Below are 21207 nucleotides of genomic sequence, written 5' to 3' on the forward strand. Positions count from 1 at the left end.
CCCATGACGTCCGCTGTCTATTTCTGTGTCGATGGCGGCGGTACGCGCAGCCGTGGCCGCCTGACCGACGCCGATGGCGTGACGCTGGCCAGCGCCGTCGATGGCCCGTGCAACCCCAACACCGATTGCGCGCGCGCGGTCGCCAGCGTGATGGCGCTGTGGCGGCGCTGCGCCAGCGACGCCGGGCATGACCCGGAGGATCGGGCGGGAATCACGCTGGCCATCGGGTCGGCGGGGTTGAACGTGATGCGCTCCCGCGCCGCCTTTGTCGCCGCCTGCCCACCCTTTGGCCGCATCCTGCCGATCAACGACGGCTACGCCGCGCTGATTGGCGCGGGCGCGGGCAAGCCCTGCGGCATGGTGGCGGTGGGAACCGGGGTGACGGCGCGCCGCCTGCTGCCCGACGGAACCAACTTCTTCCGCGATGGCTGGGGCTGGACGGTCGGGGATCGCGGCGGCGGGGCCTGGATCGGGCTGGAAGCCTTCCGCCACGCGCTGGCGGTCAAGGACACGGTCGCCCCGCCCTGGCCGCTCGCCGAATCGCTGATCGCCACCCTCTGCGGGTCGGAGTCGCTCGACGATCTTCTGGCCAACCCCAACCCGGAACGGATGGCCAGCCTGACGCCCTTCGTGCTGGCGGCGGCGGACGCGGGCGATTCCGTGGCGCTGGGCATCCGCGACCGCGCGGTCGATCATCTGGTCGCCCTGGCCCGCGCGCTGACGCTGACCGATGACGACACGCTCTATTTCTCCGGCGGTTTGGCCGTGCCCTTGTGGCCGTTCCTGGTCGAACGCCTGGGCCGCCCCATCGCCGAACCGCTGGCCGACGCCATGACCGGGGCTTATCTTGTGGCCTCGGGCCGCGCCCCGGCGGAGGTCGAGGTTGCGGCGTAGAAAGGCTGAAAAGCCTGCCCGTGAGTCACGAAACCGCAAAGATGGTCTGCTACAACCACATCTTGAGCCATCGGGTTTCGGCGCGCGACGGGCGCGCGCAACACAGCGGGCGGCGGTCTTTCAATGACCTTGCTATCAATGGACGAAACGACGGACGGGCGGCCCGCCCCGGTGGGCGGCGCTGGCGACTCCGCGTCCAAACCGCTGTTCGATTGGGCGCCGGTGGTGGCGGCCCTGACCTACGCCTTTCAACCCATCGTTCAACTGCGCAGCGGGCGTTGCCACGGGTATGAGGCGCTGCTGCGTGGCTTTGACCGCACGCCCTTCGCCGACGCCACGGCCCTGCTCGACGCCGCCGACGCGGCGGGGGTTGTGGTGCTGGGGGCGGTTGAATCGGCGCTGCACGCCAAGGCGGTGACGTCCTACCGCGCCTTGGCCGGTTGGACCGAGGCCAAGCTGTTCCTGAATCTCGACGCCCGTCTGGTCGGCAAGCCGGATTCGCCCTGGCTGCCGCGCGACGGCGGCGGACGGCGGCAGGGCGGAATCGTCCTGGAGATCTCCGAACGGCGCTCCACCCCGCCCGGCGTCGCCGTCGAAGGGGCCATCGAGCAGTATCGGCTGGGCGGGTTGGGCATCGCCATCGATGATTTCGGCGTCGGCTACGCGGGCTTGCGCCTGCTGTACGAGGCGCGGCCCGATTACGTGAAGCTCGACGAGTATTTCATCCGCAACATCGACAGCGACGCGCGTAAGCGGGCGCTGGTCGCGGCGGTGATCGGCCACGCCCACGCGCTGGGCATCCAGATCGTCGCCGAAGGGGTGGAGACGGCCAGCGAGTTTTACGTTTGTCGCGATCTTGGCTGCGATTTCGCCCAAGGCTTCCTGATTTCCCGCCCGCGTCTGGACATCGGCGCGCTGCCGACCAGCTACGCCATCATCGAGGATCTGAACGCCAAGGACCGCCGTCAACCGAGCGAGGCGCACCGTCGTCTGTCCGAGGTGATCGAACGCCTGCCGCCGCTGCGCGTCACCGCGCGCAAGACCGACTTGCTGGATTACTTCAAGGGCGACGGCAGCGCCTCCATCGCCCCCATCGTGGACGAGCATGACCGCCCGCTCGGCCTGATCCGTGAGCGCGATTTGAAGCGCTTCGTCTATTCCCGCTTCGGCGGCGAATTGCTGCGCAACCGGGGGTTGGGCGACCGGCTTGACGATCTGGTCATCAAGATGCCGGTCTGCGACATCTCCACCCCGCTGGATCGGGTGATCGAAGCCTTCTCCGCCGATTCCGCCGACGACGGCATCGTCATCGTCGAGGGCGGGGCTTACGCCGGGGTGCTGTCGAGCAGCGCGCTGTTGCGGCTGGTCCATGAACGCAACCTCGCCATGGCGACCGACCAGAACCCGTTGACCCGGCTGCCCGGCAACGCCGCCATCGTCCGCCACATTGAAGAGGCGTTGACCGACGGCGCGCGGTCCCACGCGCTGGCCTATCTGGATTTCGACAATTTCAAGCCGTTCAACGACAATTTCGGCTTCCGCCAGGGCGACCGCGCCATCCTGATGTTCAGCGAGCGGCTGAAGGCCTGGGCGGCGACGGCGCCCGGCGAATGCTTCGTCGGCCACATCGGCGGCGATGATTTCTTCCTCGGCGTCAGCGGCGGCGACGAGGCCGAGGTGTTGGCCCGGCTGGTCGAGCTGGTGGCGCAATTCCGTTCCGACGCCGAAAGCCTCTACGACGCGGCGACGCGCGAGGCGGGAAGCTTCATGGCCAAGGATCGTTACGGGGCGATGCGGTCCTATCCGCTGCTGTCGGTCAGCGGCGTGGTGGTCGCCATCGCCCCCGGCCCGCACAGCCTGACGCCCGACGCCATCAACGCCACCATCGCCGACAACAAAACCCACGCCAAGAGCGCGGCGGACAAGCTGTGCGTCATCCGCCTGTCGGGAATGCGGTGAGGCTCTGAGCCATCGCATTGATTGTTTTGAGTCGGAAATAAGATCTGTGGGGGACGTTTGGGGCAAGGCGTTGCCAGAGCGGCGCGACGCCGCGTAAGGTTGCGAAACTCAACCAATGGCCCCGGATCGTTGCGATGCTCCCAGTTCTGCACAGCGAACGGCTTGTCTTGCGGCCCCGCGTGTTGGGCGATCTGGCCCAGATTCTGGCGATGGACGCCGATCCGGCGGTGACGCGCCATGTCGGCGGCCCTCCGACGGATTGGGCGGCGTACGCCCGTCGTTTGGCGGAGCGGATCGAGGCCCGTCATCCGTCCGGGCTTGGCTATTGGTCCTTCGCGCCGCGCCGCGCGCCGGAGCAATTTCTCGGCTGGGCGTCGCTGGTCCCTTATGAGGGGGAGGTGGAGATCGGTTGGCGGCTTGCCCCGACCGTCTGGGGGCAGGGCTTCGCGACGGAGGCGGCGACGCGGTTGTTGCGCCACGCCTTTGCCGAACTGGGGCTTGCGCGGGTGATCGCCACCATCGCGCCGGGCAATGATCGCTCGCGCCGTGTGGCCGAACGGGCAGGCATGGGTTTCGTCGGCGCGGGCCTTTATGAGGGTGAACCGTGTATGGTCTATGAGGCGTTGGCAGCGACCAACACCACTTCCAGCGCCGGAGGCGGAGCGTGACCCGTCAGGCGAAGTCGCGGAAGCTTTCCGCCGTCGCGCGGTCATAGCCCTGGCTGGCCCGTAGCAGTTGTTGGGTGTAGGGCTGGCGGGCGTCGCCGTGGCGCAGGGCGTCCACCGTCAACTCCTCCACCAGCCGCCCCCGGTTCATCACCGCCAGCCGGTCGCACAGATTGGCGACGACCGCCAGATTGTGGCTGACCAGAACCATGGTCAGGCCATGGGCGGCGCGCAGGCGGCGCAGCAGGTTCAGGATTTCCGCCTGCACCGACACGTCGAGCGCCGAGGTCGGCTCGTCCAGCAGCAGGACGCGCGGCTCCAGAATCAAGGCGCGGGCGATGGCGACGCGCTGGCGCTGGCCGCCCGACAATTGATGCGGGTAGCGGAAGCGGAAGGACGGGCCAAGCCCGACCTCGCGCAGCGCCCGGTCGATCCGCCCGTCGGCATCGTCCAAGCCGTGGATGGCGACGGGTTCGGCGAGGATGCGGTCCACCGAATGGCGGGGGTGGAGCGAGCCGTAGGGATCCTGGAACACCATCTGGCAGGTCTTGAAAAAGCCCTTGGCCCGGCGCGGCGATTGATCGGCCCCGGCGACCGACACCCGCCCGGTCCAGTCGTGGTTCAGGCCGCTGACCGCGCGCAGCACGGTGGATTTGCCGGACCCGGATTCGCCGACCAGCCCAAAGCATTCGCCCTCGCGCACGGTCAGCGACACGCCGTCCACGGCGGTCACGCGGTTCGCGTCCTGGCCGAAGGCGACGCGGAGGTCTTCAACGCGGATCATGGAGCGTTCCTCATTGGGCTTTCCTCATCGGGCCTTTTCGGGCGGCGCGTCGTCGGTCAGCCAAGCCGGATCGCGGGTCAGCACCGGCAAATCGCGGCGCGGATCGTCCAGCCGGGGCAGGCTGTCGAGCAGCCCGCGCGTGTAAGGATGGCGGGCGTCGCGCAGTTCCGACGCCGGGCAGCTTTCCACCACCCGCCCGGCGTACATGATGAGGATGCGGTCGCAAAAGGACGCGACGAGGTTCAGATCATGGCTGACGAAAATCATGCCCATGCCGCGCTGGCCGCACAGATCATCCAAAATCGCCAGAATCTGCATCTGCACGGTGACGTCCAGCGCCGAGGTCGGTTCGTCGGCGATCAGCAGGTCGGGGTTGGGGATCAGCATCATGGCGATCATGATCCGCTGGCCCATGCCGCCTGACACCTCGTGCGGGTAGCGGTCATAGACCCGTTCGGGATCGCGGATGCGCACGGCCTCCAGCATCTCCAGGGCGCGGCGCTTGGCCTCGCGCGCGCTGGCCTTGCTGTGGACCCGATAGGCTTCGGCGATCTGGCGGCCCACCGTCATCACGGGGTTCAGCGAGAATTTCGGATCCTGCATCACCATGGCGATGCCGCTGCCCCGGATGGCGCGCAGCCGCTTTTCCGAGGCGTCGCGCAAATCCTCGCCGCGAAAGGCCAGACGGTCGGCGGTGACGATTCCCGGCGGCGGCACCAGACGCAGGATCGACCGCCCGGTCATCGACTTGCCGGAGCCGGATTCGCCGACGATGCCCAGCTTTTCCCGGCCCAGGGTGAAGGAGACTCCGCGCACCGCCTCGGTCACGCCCTGGCGGGTGGGGAAGGCGACGCGAAGGTTGGAGACCTCCAACAGGGGTTGGTCGCTCATCGCCTCAATCCCCCTTCGGATCCAGAACGTCGCGCAGGCCGTCGCCCAGCAGGTTGAATCCGAGGCTGACGATGAAGATGGCGAAGCCCGGCATGGCGGCGACCCACCATTGCTCCAACACATTCTGCCGTCCGGCGGCGATCATCGCCCCCCATTCCGGCAGCGGCGGCTGCGCGCCCAAACCCAGAAAACCCAGTCCGGCGGCGGTCAGGATCACCCCCGCCATGTCCAGCGTCACCCGCACGACCAGCGAGGCGACGCACAGCGGCATGATGTGGCCCAGAATGATGCGCAGGCTGGACGCCCCTTGCAGCCGGGCGGCGCTGATGAAATCGGCGTGGCGCACGGTCAGGGTTTCCGCCCGCGCGATGCGCGCGTAGGGCGGCCAGGAGGTGATGGCGATGGCGATCACCGCGTTTTCGATGCCGGGGCCAAGCGCGGCGACGAAGGCCAAGGCCAGAATAAGCTTGGGGAAGGCCAGGAAAATGTCGGTGACGCGCATCAGCGCCGCGTCGGTCCAGCCGCCCAGATACCCCGCCACCGTGCCGATCAACAGCCCGACCACCGGCGCGGTCACGGCGACCAGGGCGACGATCATCAAGGTCAGCCGCGCGCCGTAGAGCAGGCGCGACAGGATGTCGCGCCCGAAGCTGTCGGTCCCCAGCCAATGGCCCGGCCCCGGCGCCAGCAGCCGGTTGGCGAGATCCTGCTCATAGGGGTGATGCGGGGCCAGCAGCGGGGCGAGCGCCGCCACCACGACCAGGGCCAGAACGATCAACAGCCCGGCCATCGCCAGCCGGTTGCGGCGGAAGGTCCGCCAGCCGGTCCAGGCGCGGCCCAGGCGGGCTTGCAGGCGGGATTGCGGCGTGTCGGTGGTCAGCCACGCGCGCCATGGGGGGGAAGCGTCGCTCATCGTCACGGCGGCCTTATCTCGCACGGGGGTCCAGCAGGCGGTACAGCAGATCGGACAGCAGGTTCAGCCCGATGAAGACGGAGCCGACGACCAGGGTGCCGCCCAGAACCGCGTTCATGTCGGCGCTGAGCAGCGAATTGGTGATGTATTGCCCCAGGCCCGGCCAGGCGAACACCGTTTCGGTCAGCACGGATCCTTCCAGAAGATGGGCGTAGGACAGGGCGATGACGGTGATGAGCGGCACGGCGATGTTGCCCAGCGCGTGGCGCCAGACCACCCGCGCCTCCGACAGGCCTTTGACCCGCGCGGTGGTGATGTATTCCTGGCGCAACTGGTCGAGCATGAAGCTGCGCGTCATCCGCGCGATGTAGGCGACGCTGTAGAGGCCCAGAATCACCGACGGCAGGGCCAGATGGTGCAGGGCGTTCCAAAACACGTCGGTTTCCCCGGCCAGCAGGGCGTCCAGCGTCAGGATGCCGGTCCTCGCCTCGACCAGCCCCTCATAGACAATATCGACGCGGCCCGGTCCCGGAACCCAATCCAGCTTGGCGTAAAACAGCAGCAGCCCCATCAGCCCCAGCCAAAAGATCGGCACGGAATGGCCGACCAGCCCCAGCAGGCGAATCGCATGGTCGGCCAGACTGCCGCGATGGGTGGCGGCCAGCACACCGGCGGGAACCCCCAGCGCCGCGCCGATGACGACGGCGACCGTCGCCAGCTCCAGCGTCGCCGGGAACACCCGCAACACATCCTCCAGCACCGGGCGGGAGGTGAGGACGGATTGCCCCAGATCGCCCTGGGCCACGGCGGCGAGGTAGCGCAAGAACTGCCGCCACAGCGGCAGGTCGAGGCCAAGCTCCATCCGCAAGCGGCTGTAGGTGTCGGCGTTGGCGCGGTCGCCGACGATGGCCAGAACCGGGTCGATGGGAACGACGCGGCCAATCAGAAACGTGACCAGCAACAGGCCCAGCAGGGTCACGGCGACCGAGGCGATCAGGCCGAGACAGCGTTTCACCATGCGCGGGGGCGCTCCACATTATGGCGTCGTCAGCGACAAGGTTTCCAGGCAACCACACTCGGCCCGTTCTGCAAAGCCTTCCGTTGCTTGCGCAATGTTGCGTGGCGTCGACCGCGTCGCGCTCCCCCACATTGAACCCGCCGCCGACCCCGCCTATGGTGGGCCAATCAGCGGAGGCCGGAATCGGCGCCGGATTTCGGGGGAGGGCGGGGACATGCGGATCGACGGCGCGGCGTATCGGACCATTTGGCCGACGGAGGATGGCGGCGCGGTCGCCATCATCGACCAGACCCGCTTGCCGCACGATTTCGCCGTCGTTCACCTGACTAGCCTGGAGGACGCCGCCCACGCCATCCGCGCCATGCTGGTGCGCGGCGCGCCGTTGATCGGGGCGACGGCGGCTTATGGCGTGGCGCTGGCGATGCGCGAGGATCCCTCCGACGACGGGTTGGAGCGGGCCTGCGCCACGCTGCTGGCGACCCGCCCGACGGCGGTCAATCTGCGTTGGGCGCTGGACCGGCTGCGCGACCATCTGGCGGGCGTGCCGGAGGAGTCCCGCGCGGCGGCGGCGGCCATCGAGGCGGCGGCGGTCGCCGACGAGGACGTCGCCATCAACCACGCCATCGGCCAGCATGGCGCGGGGCTGATCCGCGCGGCGGCCCAGCGCAAGGGGGCGGGCGAGCCGGTGCAGGTGCTGACCCATTGCAACGCCGGTTGGCTGGCGACGGTCGATTGGGGAACCGCGCTGGCCCCGGTCTACGCGGCGTTCGAACAGGGGATCCCGTTGCATGTCTGGGTGGACGAAACCCGCCCGCGCAACCAGGGGGCCAGCTTGACGGCGTGGGAGCTGAACCGCCATGGCGTGCCGCACACGGTCATCGCCGACAATGTCGGCGGCCATCTGATGCAGCATGGCAAGGTTGATTTGTGCATCGTCGGCACCGACCGGACCACGGCGACCGGCGACGTCTGCAACAAGATCGGCACCTATCTGAAGGCGCTGGCCGCCTTTGACAACGGCGTGCCCTTTTACGTCGGCCTGCCGTCGCCGACCATCGATTGGGGGATGAGCGACGGCCTGCGCGAAATCCCCATCGAGGAGCGCGACGGGCGCGAGGTCACGCATCTGACCGGCCTGACCGCCGACGGGCGGACGGAAACCATCAAGGTGACGCCGGACGGCAGCCCGGTGGCGAATTACGGCTTTGACGTGACGCCGGCCCGGCTGGTCACGGGGCTTGTCACCGAACGCGGGGTGTGCGCGGCGAGTCGCGAGGGGCTGTTCAGCCTGTTTCCCGAACGGCGCTGACGCTCAACTCTGGCGCTGGCGGCGCAGCAGGCGCCGCCACAGCGGGCGGGCGCGGTTGTCGCCATCCTGACCGGCCAGCCATTGGTCGGCCAACTCGCGCACCTGCCAACCGCCCAAAAAACGCTCGCAGTCGATGGCGGCGTAAAGGCGCACGCGCTCCTTTCCCAACCGTTCGAAATACTCCAGCGTTCGTTGGCGGTCGATGTCTTCCATGGCCCGCGCGCGGCGGGTGGCCGGTCCGTCATCACCCCGGGGGATGGAAAACGGCGAATCCACCCTGTGTTGATCGTTCAAGCCGCGCATAGTGAGTGAGTTGCGATGATGGCGCAACTGTTTGATCGGCAAGGCGGATGTCACGGCGTGCGCCATAATGTCCGCGCAACCGGCGACGCATGCGACCGCATGGTTTGAGCGCGTTACGCCATCGCCCCGGTGTGGATCACGATGTCCGACAGCGGAACGCCGTGCGCCGTGGCGGCGGCGGTGACGGCGGCGGCGCTGTCCCAGTGATTGCGGCCATTGATGTCGATCAGAACGCCATGCCGCTTGATGACCCAAAGGCCGGTCGCCGCCATTTCAATGATCTGGCCCATCGGTTCGGTGGGGAGGGGTTCGCTGGCGCGTGGGGGCGGAACCGGGGCCGGGCGATGCGTGGCGCCAGGGGGATGGGCCTGCGCGTCACGCTCGAAGGTCGGAACGCCGTCCAGACCGGGCCGCGCGGCAAACGGGCTGCGCTCGCGGCGTTCGCTGGGGCTGCACGGGGCGGCCGACAACAGTGGCGTCGGGCGGGCGGCGAAAGGCATGGCGGGCATCCCCGAGTTTCTTGTCCGCCAGCGCGCCCGCGACGAAGCGGACGGGGGCGGTGTTTGATGGGCGGACGAATGGTTGGCGGGAACGTTATGGATTGCGAATATGAACAATGCGTTGTGAAAGCTATTCGTTTTTTGCATATCTGACTGGAGACGAGATTGTCTCGGTCGTCTCTTGGGACATAAAAAACGGTCCCGGAAAGGTCACAAGCGTTCGTCGCCGCCGCTTCCCAGATCTTTCACCAGGACGCGCGCCCTTTTTTCGATGGCGCGCGAAAACAGAAGGAGAGATCACATGACCATGATGACACAGGGCGCGGCGATGAGCCGCACGGCCACGGGCTTGGTGGTTCTGGTGATGGCGGCGGGCGCTCTGGCGGGCTGCGAGAATCTGAGCCGCCGGGAAAACAACGCGCTGGTTGGCGGCGGCGTCGGCGCGGCGGGCGGCGCGGTGATCGGCTCCGTGACCGGCGGCAGCGCGATCTATGGCGGCCTGTTGGGCGGCGCCGCAGGCGCGGCGGTCGGCGCGCTCAGCACCCCCAGCGGTCGCCATGAGCGTTGAGCCAAGACCAACCGGCCTTTAACTCTCCGACCTTTAGCCCTCGTCGTCCTCCTCATCCTCGAACTGGTTGAGGCTGAGGGAACGGACCTCCGGGGGCGGGGGCGCTTGGCGCGGAGTCTGCGGCAAGCTCTGTTGACGGCCCGCCGGGCGCGGAACGCCCGCGCCGGGGCCTTTCAGCGGGCTGTTCACCGCGCCCTTCGGGCCGATGCTGGGCGAGTCGCCGAAATCGGGCAGCGGCGGGATGCGCTCCATAACGACGCGGATCAGGCCGATGATGCGGTCGGCCTGGGCGCGCAGAGCGACCCCGCGCTCCCCATCATAAAGCGGATCGTCGAGGAATTTGCGGATCTCGATGACGCCGCGCAGCTCCACCCCGCACATTTCATGCGCGCCGATGGGCAGCGCCTTCACCCGCGCGTAGGCGGCGAAAAAGGCGACGGTGCCCTCGACGAAGACGACGACCATGCGCGTGTGCAAACGCTCCAGCGCGGTGGTCATCGCGTCGATCAAATCCTCCATCTCCTCCGGCGCCGCGTCGAGCCGCTCTTGGGCGACGGCGGCCAGCGCGAAGAAATCGCGGACCCGGCGGCTGAACCGGCGGTAGCGCGTCAGCCCGCCGATCGACACCCGTTCGCGCGCCGCCGTCGCCTGCTCGTTCGATTGTTTGAGCATGGCGTCGAGCCGCATCAGCAACGTGGCGATTTCACGCTGGCGCTGCGCGGGGGATTTGGCGACCGGGGGCGCGGCGGCGCGGCGTTGGTTGATCGGACGGGTCATGCCGCTACCGTAACACTCTTTACTTCGCGGTGCGCACGGTCAGCGATTTTTGCGCGCCGTTGCGGACCACGGTGACGTTCACCGGCGTGCCGACGCGCAGCAGGCCGATGCGGTTGCGGAAATCGGTGGCGCTGCGCACCGGGCGGCCATCGACGGCGATCACCACGTCGCCGCTGCGCAGGCCGCCGCCGTCGGCGGGCGATCCCGGCTCGATCTTGGCGATCAGCGCGCCTTCGTCGCCGACCAGATTCAGGCTGTCGGCCAGATCGGGCGTCAGATCCTGGATGGCGACTCCCAACCGTCCGCGCCGCACCTCGCCGAACTCGCTCAATTGATCGACCACCGAGCGGACGATGCTGACCGGAACGGCGAAGCCGATGCCGACCGACCCGCCCGCCGGGCCGATGATGGCGGTGTTGATGCCGATCAGCTCGCCGCTGAAATTGACCAGCGCCCCGCCGGAGTTGCCGGGGTTGATCGAGGCGTCGGTCTGGATGAAATCCTCATACCCCTCGATCTTCAGGCCGCTGCGCCCCAGCGCCGAAATGATGCCCGACGTCACCGTCTGACCCAGGCCAAAAGGGTTGCCGATGGCCACGGCGAAATCGCCAACCTTCAGCCGATCCGAATCGCCCATGGTCAGGGCGCTCAACCCCTTCGCCTCGATCTTCAGCAGGGCGATGTCGGTGGCGGCGTCGCGCCCGACCAGCTTGGCGCGCAGGCGGCGGCGGTCTTTCAGGGTGACGGCGATCTCCTGCGCGTTCTCCACCACATGGTTGTTGGTGATGACGTAGCCGCGCGCCGCGTCGACGATCACCCCCGACCCGGCGCTCATTTGCGGGCGGGCCTGGGGCTGGTCGGGGATGTTGAAGAAGCGGCGGAACAGCGGATCGCGCAGCAGCGGGTTTTCCGCCTGCGGCGCCCGCGACAGGACGGAGATGTTGACGACGGCGGGCGTCACCTGCTCCAGCATCGGCGCGATGGTGTGAACCCCGGTGGCCCCGACGGGCAGGGCCGCCGCCGCCGGAAGACTGAATCCGCCCAGCGCCGCCCCGGCGGCCAGCCACGCCGCGACTCCAAGCGCCGCCGCCGTTTTCGTCAGCGTCTTCGTCGCCATCTTCACCGCCACTGCCGCCATGGGGCCGCCCTCTCCATTGTGAACTGGGCTGATCTGGGAGAAAAAGAAAGCGTGTTCAAGCCCGTTTCCCCATCATAGCCGAGGCGGGCGGCGGACTGAAACGCCGATCACGCGCCCGACCGGGCGGGGGCGGTGGATCATCAGTCGGGCGCGTTCTCAGGCTGCGGGAAAAGGCTGATTTCGTCCGCACCAAGGCTGCATATTGCTATTCATGAGTGCCGATAGTCACCAAGTGAAGTGAAACGGCTCATGATTGCACATTTTTCCGCAGATTTTTATGAAGAAACAAAGCAATCTAAGGTTTATTTTTATGAGGAACTAACGGTGCAATTGGTGTTTTGTAAATATTCTGGGCAATGAGAGTTATTTTTTGTAATCGCATTGATATCATAATATTAAGTTTTACCGCAATTTTTAATAAAAAACCTAGCGGAACTAAATGAGATTGATAGAGCGTACACTGGGACCATGCTCAATAAAGCCATAATAGGGACCCCTGTATAAATTTTACCCATAAGATGCATGACTATGTATTCCTCTACGATTCCACATTTGTGACAGCCATCAACGGTGTATTTTATTTCTATGCCAAGAAATATAAAATACACGATGAATGCGATTAAAAATCCAAATATTTCTTTGATAACCTTCCAATTACCTTCTTTTTTCATTGGAATGGTTTTGTACCTAAAAATATACGAAAGACAAAACAGGGGTGACGTGATGGCTAAGTAATTGTAGCTATGAAACAGCCACAATTTATCTGAAAAAACATAATTACTTTTCCCAAAAGGCGATAAAAAGATAGAAGAAAACGCGTTCTGTACGTCTCCATACAAAACAAACTGTAAAATTTTATGGTTATCTTCAATAAAAAATCCATCATCAGCGAGAATTGTTACTTCTGATGATATGATTCCTAGAAATTGAATTAGTAAAGTGAATGCAAGGATCTCAATTATTTGGATCGTCATGTATGAAATTTTCTTCGAAGGAGAATTTTTATTCATCGCCAGATAGGCGGATGCTTTAGCGATTCCACCGAATAAAAAACCGCAAACAATAGCCCCCACAATGGAGAGCCAAAAATATCCAAAAGCGATGCCGACAAAAATAATCGGCGCCTGTCTTCCGCAACGCATTTTAATCTCCAAAACCGGCGATTCAGGTACGGTTTTATATTTATACGACGATCAAAAATACGATTTTACAGATTCTATTCTTTTTGCGGTATCCAAGCACCATTCCCGATGAGCGTTCGTTTGACAACGGCTTCAACCGAAGACTTTCCATAGCGAGCATGTATCATTCCGCCGGAGACGTCGATCCTGGTTTCATAGTCGCGAACCAGACGTCTCCAGCGTGTCATCCATCCGAAGGTTCGCTCAGCCACCCAGTGGCGCCGCCGTCTTCGTCGCCATCTTCACCGCCACTGCCGCCATGGGGCCGCCCTCTCCGTTGTGAACCGGGCTGATTTGGGAGAAAAAGAAAGCGTGTTCAAGCCCGTTCCCGCCATCATAGCCGAGGCGGGCGGCGGACTGAAACGCCGATCACGCGCCCGACCGGGCGGGCGCTGGATTGCGCGCGGTGGGGCGACATACGTGTTGGACCGCTTTGCCCTGGGGGCTTTCTCAGGGTAAAGTGGCGATTATGACCTTCGGGTGGGCTAAAGGCTGGGCGGATGGATGGGATGAGCGGCGGGCCACTCCTGGAACTGACCGAGCAAGATTATTTGCAGATGGAAGAAGCCCTGTCGCAGTCGGCGCGGGGCCGGGCCTTTCTGCGCATGCGCGACCGGCGCACCCGCGTCGTGGCGTCGGATGATTTCCAGCGGCTGGTCGGCCAGTTGGAACATCAGGTGAACCGCCTGAGCGGCGCGACGCCCTCGGTCCCGCTCGGGCTGGCCGGTCCGGCGGGTGGCGACCAGCGCTTCCAGCAGGAATTGACCGCCATCACCCAGGTGGTGCGCGAGGCGCGCAGCGACATCGCCGCGCTGAAGGCGACCGACACCGGATCGAATCGAATCGAGGCGGCGACCAGCGAATTGGACGAAATTGTCGCGGCGACGGAGCGCGCGACCACCGACATCCTGAACGCGACCGAGAAGATTCAGGAAATCACCATGTCGATCCCGCGCGACGATCCCGATCTGGCCGAACAGATCGACGCGATCGAGGCGTGGTGCATCGAGGTGATGACCGCCTGCTCGTTCCAGGACATCACCGGCCAACGCACCACCAAGGTTGTGAACACGCTGCGCTACATCGAAGAGCGCGTGAACACGATGATCGAGATTTGGGGCGTCGAGCGGTTGGCCGTCGGCGGGCAGGGCGTCGGCGACGACGTCACCTCGCACCGCAAGAGCGGCGACACCCGGCCCGACGCGCATCTGCTCAACGGTCCCCAGCTTGGCGGGCCGGAGGTCAGCCAAGACGCCATCGACGCCCTGTTCGACAGCTTTCCCAGCGCGATGGAGCGGGCTGAACCGGCCTTCGAGGTCTCGCCGCCGCCCCCACCGCCTCCTCCCCCGCCTCCTCCCCCGCCACCGCCGCCGCCACCCCCAGCCAAGAAAAAGGCCGCTCCTCCGCCGCCTCCTCCGCCGCCCCCGGAACCGACCGGCGGCGGGGCGGAGATTTCCCAGTCCGACATCGACGCCCTGTTCGCGTGACCGCTGATGGCGCAAGATGGCAAATCCCGCATCCGATTGTCCCAAGAGCAGCTCGACCGAGTCTGCGAACGGCACCTGCGTTTCCTGGAAGGGCGCCCGAACGGCGCGCGGGCCAATCTGCCCTTTTTTGACCTGTCGGGACTGAACCTGTCGGGGCGCAATTTGACCGGGGCGCACATGTCCGGCGTCATTCTGCGCGACGCCAAGCTGGTGGGAACGCTGCTGGACCACGCCGATCTCTACGGCGCCGATTTGCGCGGGGCCAACCTGACCGAGGCGCGGCTGATTCGCACCGACATGCGGGGGGCCAACGTGCGTGGCGCGCAGTTGGACGGCGCCACCATGGTGGAAGTCGATCTGCGCGACGGCAGCGTCTACAACCGCAACAGCGACGGGGAGATGAAGGTTGTCGGCTTCGATCCCGGTCCGGCGGACATGGCGTCGGCCCGGCTGACCAACGCCAACATGGCGCGGGCGCGCCTGTCGGGCAGCTTCGCCCAGGCCGCCGACTTCACCAACACCAAGCTGTCGGGCGCGCGGCTGGACCGCACCGACTTGCGCGGCTCCAACTTCACCGGGGCCGATCTGCGCGGGGCTGACCTGAGCGGGTCGGATCTGCGCGGGGCCATCTTGAGCGGCACGCAGATCGACGACGAGCGGATGCAACAGGCGATCCGCACCGACGAGGACGCCCGCCGCGCCGCTAAATTGAACGCGGGCGACGCCCCGGAGCCGGATGTCGAGGAAGAGGCGGCGGTCGCCGCCGAAATGCCGACGCTGCCCGCCGAACAGCTCGACACCATGCTCAAGCAGCACATGATCTGGCTGGGCACCAGCGGCAAGCAGGGCAGCCAGTTGGACCTGACCGGCCTCAATCTGGAAGGGGCCGATCTGTCGGGCAAGGTCATGACGCTGGCCAAAGGGACCGGGGCCAAGCTGCGCAACGCCCGTCTGCACGGCGCCCAGCTTCAGGCCGCCCAGTTCGACGGGGCCGACCTGCGTTCCGCCGATCTGCGCAGCGCCGATTTGCGCGGGGTTAAGCTGGACCGGGCGATCCTGATTGATTGTCAGCTCGACAACGCCAATTTGGGCATGCTGCTGGTCAGCGCCGGGGCCAAGGTGATGCGCGCCTCGCTGGTGCGGGCGCGGCTGGCCGGAGCGTCGCTGCTGCGGACCAACATGAAGGGCAGCGACCTGACCATGGCCGATCTGACCGGCTGCGACCGCAGTTCGGCGGTGCTCGACGACGCCATTCTGGAAGGAACCCGGCTGGGGGCGGCGTAACCGCCCACCGGGGGGGAAGGGCCGCGCCGTCAGGCGGCCCCCATCAAGACGCCCCCCTCAAGCGGCCCGGATGGTCGTGAGGAAGCGGTCCATTTCCTGTTTCAAACGACGCGCCTGATCGGTCAGGGCGCCAGCCGCGCCCAGAACTTGGGCGGCGACCGCGCCGCTGGTCATCGCCGCGTCCGTCACCTTGCCGACATCCTCGGCGACCTGTTGGGATCCCGTGGCGGCCTCTTCAACGCTGTGGGCGATGCCGCTGGTGGCCGCGCCCTGCTGATCGACGGCGGCGGCGATGACGGCGCCAAGCTCATGCACCTCGTCGATGGTGGTGGTGATGCCCTGGATGGCGCCGACCGCGTCGGTGGTGGCGCCCTGGATCGCGGTGATCTGGGCGGCGATGTCCTCCGTCGCCTTGGCGGTCTGGTTGGCGAGCTGCTTGACCTCGCTGGCGACGACGGCGAATCCCTTGCCCGCGTCCCCGGCGCGCGCGGCTTCGATGGTGGCGTTCAGCGCCAACAGGTTGGTCTGACCGGCGATGGACTGGATCAATCCGACGATCTCGCCGATGCGGCCAGCGGCCTGGGCGAGGCTGCCGACGGTCTGGTCGGTGCGGGCGGCCTGCCGGGCGGCGGTTTCGGTGATGCGGCTGGATTGGGCGATGTGCTCGGAAATCGCGACGACCGCCGTGTTCATCTCCTCCGCCGCTGACGCGACCATCCGCACATTGTCGGAGGTCTGCAACGACGCGGATGCGGCGCTGGCCGCCCGGTTCTGGGTGTTTTCGGTGGCCGCCGCCAGATTTTGCGCGCTGACGCGCAATTGTTCGGCGGATGACGCGACTGTGCCGACCACCCCGGCCATCGCCGATTCGAACTGGTCGGCCATGCGGATCATGCTGGCGCGGCGGTCCTGTTCGGCCCGTTCCTGGGTGGCGGCGGCTTCGGCCTGAAGGCGCAGCATCTCCGCGCCGTTGCGCTTGAACACTTCGGCGGCGCGGGCCAAGGCGCCGATTTCGTCCGCCCGGTTCAGGCCGGGGATGACCAGATTTTGCCGATTCTGCGCCAACTCTTCGACGGTGGTGGTGATGGCGTGGAGCGGGGCGGTGATCGACCGGCGGACGATCACCGTCGCCAGACCAAGAACCACCAGCACGCCGCCGCCCGCCAGCGCGCTGAACAGCCAGCGCATGGTCTGGTGGAAGTCCTCCAGATCGGCGACCACCCAGGCGATCCGTTGATTGTTGCGGCCGGCCAGGGTTTCGATGGCGCGGTTCAGGGCCTGCCGGTTGCTGCGGTTGGCCTCGTTGTCGCCAAAGGCGCGGGCGGCGGGGGAGCCGTCGCTGCGGCCAAGCTCAACCAGCTTTGTGCGGAAACCGATGAAGGCGCGGGCGGCGTCGCGCGTCTGCTCGAAGTCGCCGCGCAAATCGGGGGGAGTCGCCCGTTCCCACTGCCCCAGAAGATCGTCCAGCTTGCGCAGATTGACCAGCAGCGGCTTGCCGAAATTCTCCACCTCGGCGGGGGAGCCGGCGATGTAGACGCCGCGCGAATCCATCACGACGGCCAGAACCGTGGCGTTGATCGTCTCGCCGATGACGGCGCTTTGCGAGGCTTCCTGAATGCGGTCGACTTTCGTCTGATAGACGCTCAACGCGTACCAGGCCAAAGTCGCAATTCCTATGGCGACGGAGCCAAGAAGAACAATCAACGCATAGACACGGAACGCGATGCTCGTCGAGAAAATCGCACGCATGGTCTGCTCCGTTAAAGTTGTGTGACGGCAACTGTTGTTTTTATTTCCATCCATTTAACAGTCTATGACGAAAGTTTGGTATCTAAATCAAGTGTCCATTTGGAAATTTTTTGAATGAAAAGTGTAATTCCTGACTGCGGGGCGACATTACTTTAGCCGCGCGCGCCGCCGCGCCGCGCGGGCGGGCTGAAAGATGTTTCGTCAGAACGGCTTAGCTTGACGGGGTGGGGGCGTGGTGGCACGCTTTTTCCAAGCGGCGGGCATCCTTACAACGCGCCCCGCGCAGAAGGGGAAACGTCAACGGCCATGACCAAGTCGGAACTGATCCAACGGCTGGCGGAGCGCAATCCGCACCTGTACCAGCGCGACATCGAAAAGATCGTCGGCACCATCTTCGACGAAATCAGCGAGGCGCTGGCTCGGGGCGACCGGGTGGAGCTGCGCGGTTTCGGGGCGTTTTCGATCAAGCGGCGCGACGCGCGCACAGGTCGCAACCCACGCACCGGGGAATCGGTTGACGTTGGTGAGAAATGCATCCCTTTCTTCAAGACCGGCAAACAGCTTCGGGAGCGGTTGAACACGGATTGATCGTTCCCCGCCGGTCTTGAGGGTCCGTATTTCTGAGGAATCGTCGCTTTGCGTTATCTGTCCTGGATCGTCACCCTGCCCATCGCTCTGGTCGCGGTGCTGTTCGCGGTGTCCAACCGTGACGGCGTGACCCTGTCGCTGTGGCCTCTGCCCTTCACGCTGGACGCGCCGCTGTATCTGGCGGCGCTGCTGGCCCTGCTGGCCGGGTTTCTGGCGGGCGGCTTCGTTGTTTGGAACAGCCAGCGCCGCCACCGCCGCCGCGCCCGGCGCGAAAGCAACCGCGTCCTGTTTCTGGAGCGCGAGGTGAAGGAGGCGCAGGCCCGCGCCGCCGCCGCCGAAAAGCGCTTGGCCGAGCTGTCGCGCCCGGTGTCCGGGCCGCTTGGCGCGCCCGGCCTGCCGGTCGCCGCCGCGCCGTCCGTCCCGACGGTGCATTGACCGCAAACGCTTCCGCCCGCCGATGACCGCCTGCCGGATGGTCCGGCGGGCGTCGTGTTTTCGGGAGTCCCGCCGATGCGCACCATCCCCGGCGCCGAACTGAAATCCGTTCTGCATTACCCGATGCTGATTGAACGGATGCGGCAGACCTTCCGGGCCGGGGTGAGCGCGCCGGTGCGCCACCAGCACAGGGTGGAAACCTACGGCCAAAACGACGCCACGCTGCTGCTGACGCCCGCTTGGCAGGTCAACCAGTCCATCGGCGTCAAGATCGTCACCGTGTTCCCCGACAATGGCGCGCAGGATTCGCCCGCCGTGCAGGGCGTCTATCTGCTGATGGACGGCAAGACCGGGGTTCCGCAGGCGTTGATCGACGGCATGGCCTTGACCAAGCGGCGCACGGCGGCGGCCTCGGCGCTGGCGGCTTCCTATCTGGCGCAACCCGACGCCGCCCGGCTGCTGGTGGTCGGCACCGGGGCGCTGGCCCCGGAACTGGTCGAAGCTTACACAGCGGTGCGCCGGATCAAGCAGGTGTTGGTCTGGGGCCGCAATTTGGACAAGGCCAAGCGGGTCGTCTCGCGTTTCCATCGTCCGAAATTCAAGATTGAGGCGACCGACGATCTGGAGGGGGCCGTGCGCGGCGCCCACATCATCACCTGCGCGACCCTGGCGAACGAGCCGCTGATTAAGGGCGACTGGCTGCAACCGGGCCAGCATCTCGACCTGATCGGCGGCTTCACCCCGGACATGCGCGAGGCCGACGATGATTGCGTCCGCCGCGCCCGCGTCTTCGTGGACACCCGCGAGGGCGCGTGCCAGGAGGCGGGCGACATCGTCCAACCGCTGCGGGACGGCGTGCTGACCGAGGACGACATCGCGGGCGACCTTTTCGACCTGACGCGCGGCGAACGGGCCGGGCGGCGCTTTTACGACCAGATCACCCTGTTCAAATCAGTCGGAACCGCGCTGGAAGACCTCTGCGCCGCGCAGTTGGCGGTGGAGATGGTGCTGCACAACGATTCGATCCGGTGAGGGAGGGGTGAGAGTTTTTTGACACCGATGAACACAGATAAACACAGATGAAGGGTGATGAGTTCTTTCTTTTGGTGAATATTCGTGATAGATGCCTATATTCTATTCAAATTTTCTCATTTTATTGGATTCATTTTGATTTTATTAATGAGAAATGAAGCGCGTCAGGAGATGTCCGCTTTATAGATACACGCATCATATTTCATCTGTGTTTATCTGTGTTCATCGGTGTCAAAAAAAATCCCTCCCCCCGCACTCTCCGCCCGCTCTGGCGCTCTCGGGTCGCCCTTGCTAGGGTGCCAGCGTTTTTGATGTTTCGGGTTTTGGAGACCGCAGCCCCATGATGTCCGCCGCTTCGCGCATTTTCTGCTCCATCGACACCACCGAGATTGACGCCGCCCGCCGGTTGGCCGCGCAGGTGAACGGGGCGGTCGGCGGGATCAAGCTGGGGTTGGAGTTCTTTTCCGCCCAAGGCCCGGCGGGAATCCGCGCGGTGGTGGGGGAGGACGGCCCGCCGTTGTTCCTGGACCTGAAGCTGCACGACATTCCCAACACGGTTGGGGCCGGGGTGCGCGCGGCCTTGCCGTTGGCGCCCGCCTTCATGACCATCCACAGCTCCGGCGGCCCGGCGATGATGCGCGCGGCGGCGGAGGCGGCGGCCAGCGCCGGGGCGAAGCGTCCGAAGATCCTCGCCGTCACCGTGTTGACCAGCCTGGACGACGCCGATCTGGCCAAGGTCGGGCAAGCGGTTCCGGTGGCGGATCAAGTGACGCGGTTGGCCCTGCTGGCCAAGGAGTCGGGCGTGGACGGCGTCGTCTGCTCCCCCGCCGAGGTCGCGGCCCTGCGCGCGGCTTGCGGGCCGGATTTCATTCTGATGGTGCCGGGCATCCGTCCGGTCTGGGCGGCGGCCAACGATCAAAAGCGCTTCACCACCCCCGCCCAGGCGCTGGCCGCCGGGGCCGATCATCTGGTGATCGGTCGCCCGATCACCGCCAGCGACGACCCCGCCGCCGCCGCCCGCCGCATCGCGGCGGAGATCGCGGACGCTGAAATTGGCGGCGCTGGGATTGGGGGGGCGGCATGAGCGTCGCCGTCAAAATCTGCGGCTTGAGCGAGCCGGACACCCTGCGCGCCGCCGTCACCGGCGGGGCGCGCTATGTCGGCTTCGTCTTCTACCCGCCCAGCCCGCGCGCGGTCGCCCCGGCGATGGCGGGGGAGTTGGCGCGGCTGGTGCCGACGGGAGTCCGCTCGGTCGGGCTGTTCGTCGATCCCGACGACGCTTTTCTGGAGCATGTGATCGGTCAAGTGCCGCTCGACGTCATCCAGTTGCACGGCTCGGAAGACCCGCGCCGGATCGTCGAGATCAAGGCGCGCTACCGGATGCCGGTGATGAAGGCGGTCAAGATCGGCGGGCCGGACGATCTGGCCGCCGCCGCCGAACTCGCCGAGGTGGCCGACCGCCTGCTGTTTGACGCCAAGCCACCAAGCAAGACCGGCGCGCTGCCGGGCGGCAACGGCGTCGCCTTTGATTGGACCCTGCTGGCGGGCCGCCGCTGGTCGAAGCCCTGGATGCTGTCGGGCGGGCTGACGCCGGAGAATGTCGCCGAAGCCGTGCGCGTCACCGGGGCGACCGAGGTGGACGTGTCGTCGGGGGTGGAGGACCGTCCGGGCCACAAGGACGCGGCCCTGATCCGCGCCTTCCTGTCCAGCCTCGGCGGGCTGTGAGATGAGC

The 21207-nt window shown here is 65.9% G+C and carries 22 protein-coding genes and 1 pseudogene; 12 read left to right on the plus strand and 11 right to left on the minus strand.

Annotated elements, in window-relative coordinates; translation table 11 throughout:
* Positions 1 to 3 precede the first annotated feature (3 nt).
* The 3 genes from D3877_RS00120 (at position 4) to D3877_RS00130 (ending at position 3521) form a co-directional block, all read left to right on the plus strand.
* On the plus strand, positions 4 to 894 hold the full coding sequence (locus D3877_RS00120) for a glucosamine kinase nucleotide-binding domain-containing protein (protein WP_119828795.1): 891 nt from the start codon (positions 4 to 6) through the stop codon (positions 892 to 894).
* Between the two features lie 138 nt (positions 895 to 1032).
* Positions 1033 to 2853, plus strand: coding sequence for a bifunctional diguanylate cyclase/phosphodiesterase (locus tag D3877_RS00125; protein WP_199720662.1), 1821 nt, complete (start codon positions 1033 to 1035; stop codon positions 2851 to 2853).
* Between the two features lie 134 nt (positions 2854 to 2987).
* On the plus strand, positions 2988 to 3521 hold the full coding sequence (locus D3877_RS00130) for a GNAT family N-acetyltransferase (protein ID WP_119828797.1): 534 nt from the start codon (positions 2988 to 2990) through the stop codon (positions 3519 to 3521).
* Between the two features lie 4 nt (positions 3522 to 3525).
* Here the strand turns inward: D3877_RS00130 and D3877_RS00135 are convergent, their stop codons facing one another.
* The 4 genes from D3877_RS00135 to D3877_RS00150 are packed head-to-tail and all read right to left on the minus strand — an operon-like array spanning position 3526 to position 7124.
* The gene (locus tag D3877_RS00135) at positions 3526 to 4302 is read right to left on the minus strand and encodes an ABC transporter ATP-binding protein (RefSeq protein ID WP_119828798.1); all 777 of its coding nucleotides are present in this window, start codon (positions 4300 to 4302) and stop codon (positions 3526 to 3528) included.
* 24 nt (positions 4303 to 4326) lie between these two features.
* A complete protein-coding gene (locus D3877_RS00140) occupies positions 4327 to 5193 on the minus strand; it encodes an ABC transporter ATP-binding protein (protein ID WP_119828799.1) in 867 nt (288 codons plus the stop codon).
* A 4-nt stretch (positions 5194 to 5197) separates the two neighbouring features.
* Complete coding sequence (gene nikC / locus D3877_RS00145) at positions 5198 to 6106, minus strand: nickel transporter permease (protein WP_119828800.1); 909 nt, start codon at positions 6104 to 6106, stop codon at positions 5198 to 5200.
* 13 nt (positions 6107 to 6119) lie between these two features.
* Positions 6120 to 7124, minus strand: a complete 1005-nt coding sequence (locus D3877_RS00150) for an ABC transporter permease (protein WP_119828801.1) — start codon at positions 7122 to 7124, stop codon at positions 6120 to 6122.
* Between the two features lie 214 nt (positions 7125 to 7338).
* Here D3877_RS00150 and mtnA point away from each other — a divergent pair, with 214 nt between their 5' ends.
* Positions 7339 to 8433 carry an S-methyl-5-thioribose-1-phosphate isomerase gene (gene mtnA, locus D3877_RS00155; protein WP_119830685.1) on the plus strand — a complete coding sequence of 365 codons (1095 nt, stop codon included), beginning with the start codon at positions 7339 to 7341 and terminating at the stop codon, positions 8431 to 8433.
* Positions 8434 to 8436: 3 nt separating this feature from the next.
* Here mtnA and D3877_RS00160 read toward each other — a convergent pair whose 3' ends face one another.
* A complete protein-coding gene (locus tag D3877_RS00160) occupies positions 8437 to 8646 on the minus strand; it encodes a hypothetical protein (RefSeq protein WP_147395063.1) in 210 nt (69 codons plus the stop codon).
* A gap of 203 nt (positions 8647 to 8849) precedes the next feature.
* A complete protein-coding gene (locus tag D3877_RS00165) occupies positions 8850 to 9245 on the minus strand; it encodes a hypothetical protein (protein WP_119828803.1) in 396 nt (131 codons plus the stop codon).
* Between the two features lie 292 nt (positions 9246 to 9537).
* Between D3877_RS00165 and D3877_RS00170 the strand changes: the two genes are divergently transcribed.
* On the plus strand, positions 9538 to 9804 hold the full coding sequence (locus tag D3877_RS00170) for a hypothetical protein (RefSeq protein WP_238474649.1): 267 nt from the start codon (positions 9538 to 9540) through the stop codon (positions 9802 to 9804).
* A gap of 33 nt (positions 9805 to 9837) precedes the next feature.
* Here the strand turns inward: D3877_RS00170 and D3877_RS00175 are convergent, their stop codons facing one another.
* The 4 genes and pseudogenes from D3877_RS00175 to D3877_RS30405 form a co-directional block, all read right to left on the minus strand.
* Positions 9838 to 10581: a hypothetical protein gene (locus D3877_RS00175; protein ID WP_119828804.1), complete on the minus strand. Its 744-nt coding sequence runs from the start codon at positions 10579 to 10581 to the stop codon at positions 9838 to 9840.
* Between the two features lie 19 nt (positions 10582 to 10600).
* On the minus strand, positions 10601 to 11719 hold the full coding sequence (locus D3877_RS00180; RefSeq protein WP_238474650.1) for a Do family serine endopeptidase: 1119 nt from the start codon (positions 11717 to 11719) through the stop codon (positions 10601 to 10603).
* A gap of 395 nt (positions 11720 to 12114) precedes the next feature.
* Complete coding sequence (locus tag D3877_RS29255; RefSeq protein ID WP_147395064.1) at positions 12115 to 12861, minus strand: hypothetical protein; 747 nt, start codon at positions 12859 to 12861, stop codon at positions 12115 to 12117.
* A 74-nt stretch (positions 12862 to 12935) separates the two neighbouring features.
* A pseudogene (locus D3877_RS30405) lies at positions 12936 to 13121 on the minus strand (hypothetical protein); the annotation flags it as partial.
* Between the two features lie 288 nt (positions 13122 to 13409).
* Between D3877_RS30405 and D3877_RS00190 the strand changes: the two are divergent.
* Entirely contained in the window at positions 13410 to 14387 is a 978-nt protein-coding gene (locus tag D3877_RS00190) for a hypothetical protein (RefSeq protein WP_158599750.1), read from the plus strand.
* A 6-nt stretch (positions 14388 to 14393) separates the two neighbouring features.
* A complete protein-coding gene (locus D3877_RS00195; protein WP_119828806.1) occupies positions 14394 to 15671 on the plus strand; it encodes a pentapeptide repeat-containing protein in 1278 nt (425 codons plus the stop codon).
* Between the two features lie 57 nt (positions 15672 to 15728).
* Here D3877_RS00195 and D3877_RS00200 read toward each other — a convergent pair whose 3' ends face one another.
* Entirely contained in the window at positions 15729 to 17420 is a 1692-nt protein-coding gene (locus tag D3877_RS00200; RefSeq protein WP_158599751.1) for a methyl-accepting chemotaxis protein, read from the minus strand.
* Positions 17421 to 17726: 306 nt separating this feature from the next.
* Between D3877_RS00200 and ihfB the strand changes: the two genes are divergently transcribed.
* From ihfB to D3877_RS00225, 5 genes are all read left to right on the plus strand, one after another.
* Positions 17727 to 18008, plus strand: a complete 282-nt coding sequence (gene ihfB / locus D3877_RS00205; protein WP_119828808.1) for an integration host factor subunit beta — start codon at positions 17727 to 17729, stop codon at positions 18006 to 18008.
* 48 nt (positions 18009 to 18056) lie between these two features.
* The gene (locus D3877_RS00210; protein ID WP_119828809.1) at positions 18057 to 18443 is read left to right on the plus strand and encodes a lipopolysaccharide assembly protein LapA domain-containing protein; all 387 of its coding nucleotides are present in this window, start codon (positions 18057 to 18059) and stop codon (positions 18441 to 18443) included.
* A 75-nt stretch (positions 18444 to 18518) separates the two neighbouring features.
* Positions 18519 to 19475: a bifunctional Delta(1)-pyrroline-2-carboxylate/Delta(1)-piperideine-2-carboxylate reductase gene (gene lhpI / locus D3877_RS00215; protein WP_119828810.1), complete on the plus strand. Its 957-nt coding sequence runs from the start codon at positions 18519 to 18521 to the stop codon at positions 19473 to 19475.
* A gap of 340 nt (positions 19476 to 19815) precedes the next feature.
* The gene (gene pyrF / locus D3877_RS00220) at positions 19816 to 20559 is read left to right on the plus strand and encodes an orotidine-5'-phosphate decarboxylase (protein WP_119828811.1); all 744 of its coding nucleotides are present in this window, start codon (positions 19816 to 19818) and stop codon (positions 20557 to 20559) included.
* Entirely contained in the window at positions 20556 to 21200 is a 645-nt protein-coding gene (locus D3877_RS00225) for a phosphoribosylanthranilate isomerase (RefSeq protein ID WP_119828812.1), read from the plus strand. The genes pyrF and D3877_RS00225 overlap by 4 nt, the downstream gene beginning before the upstream one ends.
* The last annotated feature ends 7 nt before the right edge of the window (positions 21201 to 21207 follow it).

Source organism: Azospirillum cavernae (assembly GCF_003590795.1).
Classification (GTDB): Bacteria; Pseudomonadota; Alphaproteobacteria; order Azospirillales; family Azospirillaceae; genus Azospirillum; species Azospirillum cavernae.

What these genes read in the sequence shown, in the direction of transcription:
- D3877_RS00190 (WP_158599750.1), top strand. Translation starts at nt 13,410, where the DNA reads ATGAGCGGCGGGCCACTCCTGGAACTGACCGAGCAAGATTATTTGCAG.
- D3877_RS29255 (WP_147395064.1), bottom strand. Translation starts at nt 12,861, where the DNA reads ATGCGTTGCGGAAGACAGGCGCCGATTATTTTTGTCGGCATCGCTTTT.
- D3877_RS00225 (WP_119828812.1), top strand. Translation starts at nt 20,556, where the DNA reads ATGAGCGTCGCCGTCAAAATCTGCGGCTTGAGCGAGCCGGACACCCTG.
- D3877_RS00150 (WP_119828801.1), bottom strand. Translation starts at nt 7,124, where the DNA reads ATGGTGAAACGCTGTCTCGGCCTGATCGCCTCGGTCGCCGTGACCCTG.
- D3877_RS00180 (WP_238474650.1), bottom strand. Translation starts at nt 11,719, where the DNA reads ATGGCGGCAGTGGCGGTGAAGATGGCGACGAAGACGCTGACGAAAACG.
- D3877_RS00140 (WP_119828799.1), bottom strand. Translation starts at nt 5,193, where the DNA reads ATGAGCGACCAACCCCTGTTGGAGGTCTCCAACCTTCGCGTCGCCTTC.
- pyrF (WP_119828811.1), top strand. Translation starts at nt 19,816, where the DNA reads ATGATGTCCGCCGCTTCGCGCATTTTCTGCTCCATCGACACCACCGAG.
- D3877_RS00120 (WP_119828795.1), top strand. Translation starts at nt 4, where the DNA reads ATGACGTCCGCTGTCTATTTCTGTGTCGATGGCGGCGGTACGCGCAGC.
- D3877_RS00165 (WP_119828803.1), bottom strand. Translation starts at nt 9,245, where the DNA reads ATGCCCGCCATGCCTTTCGCCGCCCGCCCGACGCCACTGTTGTCGGCC.
- D3877_RS00125 (WP_199720662.1), top strand. Translation starts at nt 1,033, where the DNA reads ATGGACGAAACGACGGACGGGCGGCCCGCCCCGGTGGGCGGCGCTGGC.
- lhpI (WP_119828810.1), top strand. Translation starts at nt 18,519, where the DNA reads ATGCGCACCATCCCCGGCGCCGAACTGAAATCCGTTCTGCATTACCCG.
- ihfB (WP_119828808.1), top strand. Translation starts at nt 17,727, where the DNA reads ATGACCAAGTCGGAACTGATCCAACGGCTGGCGGAGCGCAATCCGCAC.
- D3877_RS00135 (WP_119828798.1), bottom strand. Translation starts at nt 4,302, where the DNA reads ATGATCCGCGTTGAAGACCTCCGCGTCGCCTTCGGCCAGGACGCGAAC.
- D3877_RS00200 (WP_158599751.1), bottom strand. Translation starts at nt 17,420, where the DNA reads ATGCGTGCGATTTTCTCGACGAGCATCGCGTTCCGTGTCTATGCGTTG.
- D3877_RS00170 (WP_238474649.1), top strand. Translation starts at nt 9,538, where the DNA reads ATGACCATGATGACACAGGGCGCGGCGATGAGCCGCACGGCCACGGGC.
- D3877_RS00175 (WP_119828804.1), bottom strand. Translation starts at nt 10,581, where the DNA reads ATGACCCGTCCGATCAACCAACGCCGCGCCGCCGCGCCCCCGGTCGCC.
- D3877_RS00195 (WP_119828806.1), top strand. Translation starts at nt 14,394, where the DNA reads ATGGCGCAAGATGGCAAATCCCGCATCCGATTGTCCCAAGAGCAGCTC.
- mtnA (WP_119830685.1), top strand. Translation starts at nt 7,339, where the DNA reads ATGCGGATCGACGGCGCGGCGTATCGGACCATTTGGCCGACGGAGGAT.
- nikC (WP_119828800.1), bottom strand. Translation starts at nt 6,106, where the DNA reads ATGAGCGACGCTTCCCCCCCATGGCGCGCGTGGCTGACCACCGACACG.
- D3877_RS00160 (WP_147395063.1), bottom strand. Translation starts at nt 8,646, where the DNA reads ATGGAAGACATCGACCGCCAACGAACGCTGGAGTATTTCGAACGGTTG.
- D3877_RS00130 (WP_119828797.1), top strand. Translation starts at nt 2,988, where the DNA reads ATGCTCCCAGTTCTGCACAGCGAACGGCTTGTCTTGCGGCCCCGCGTG.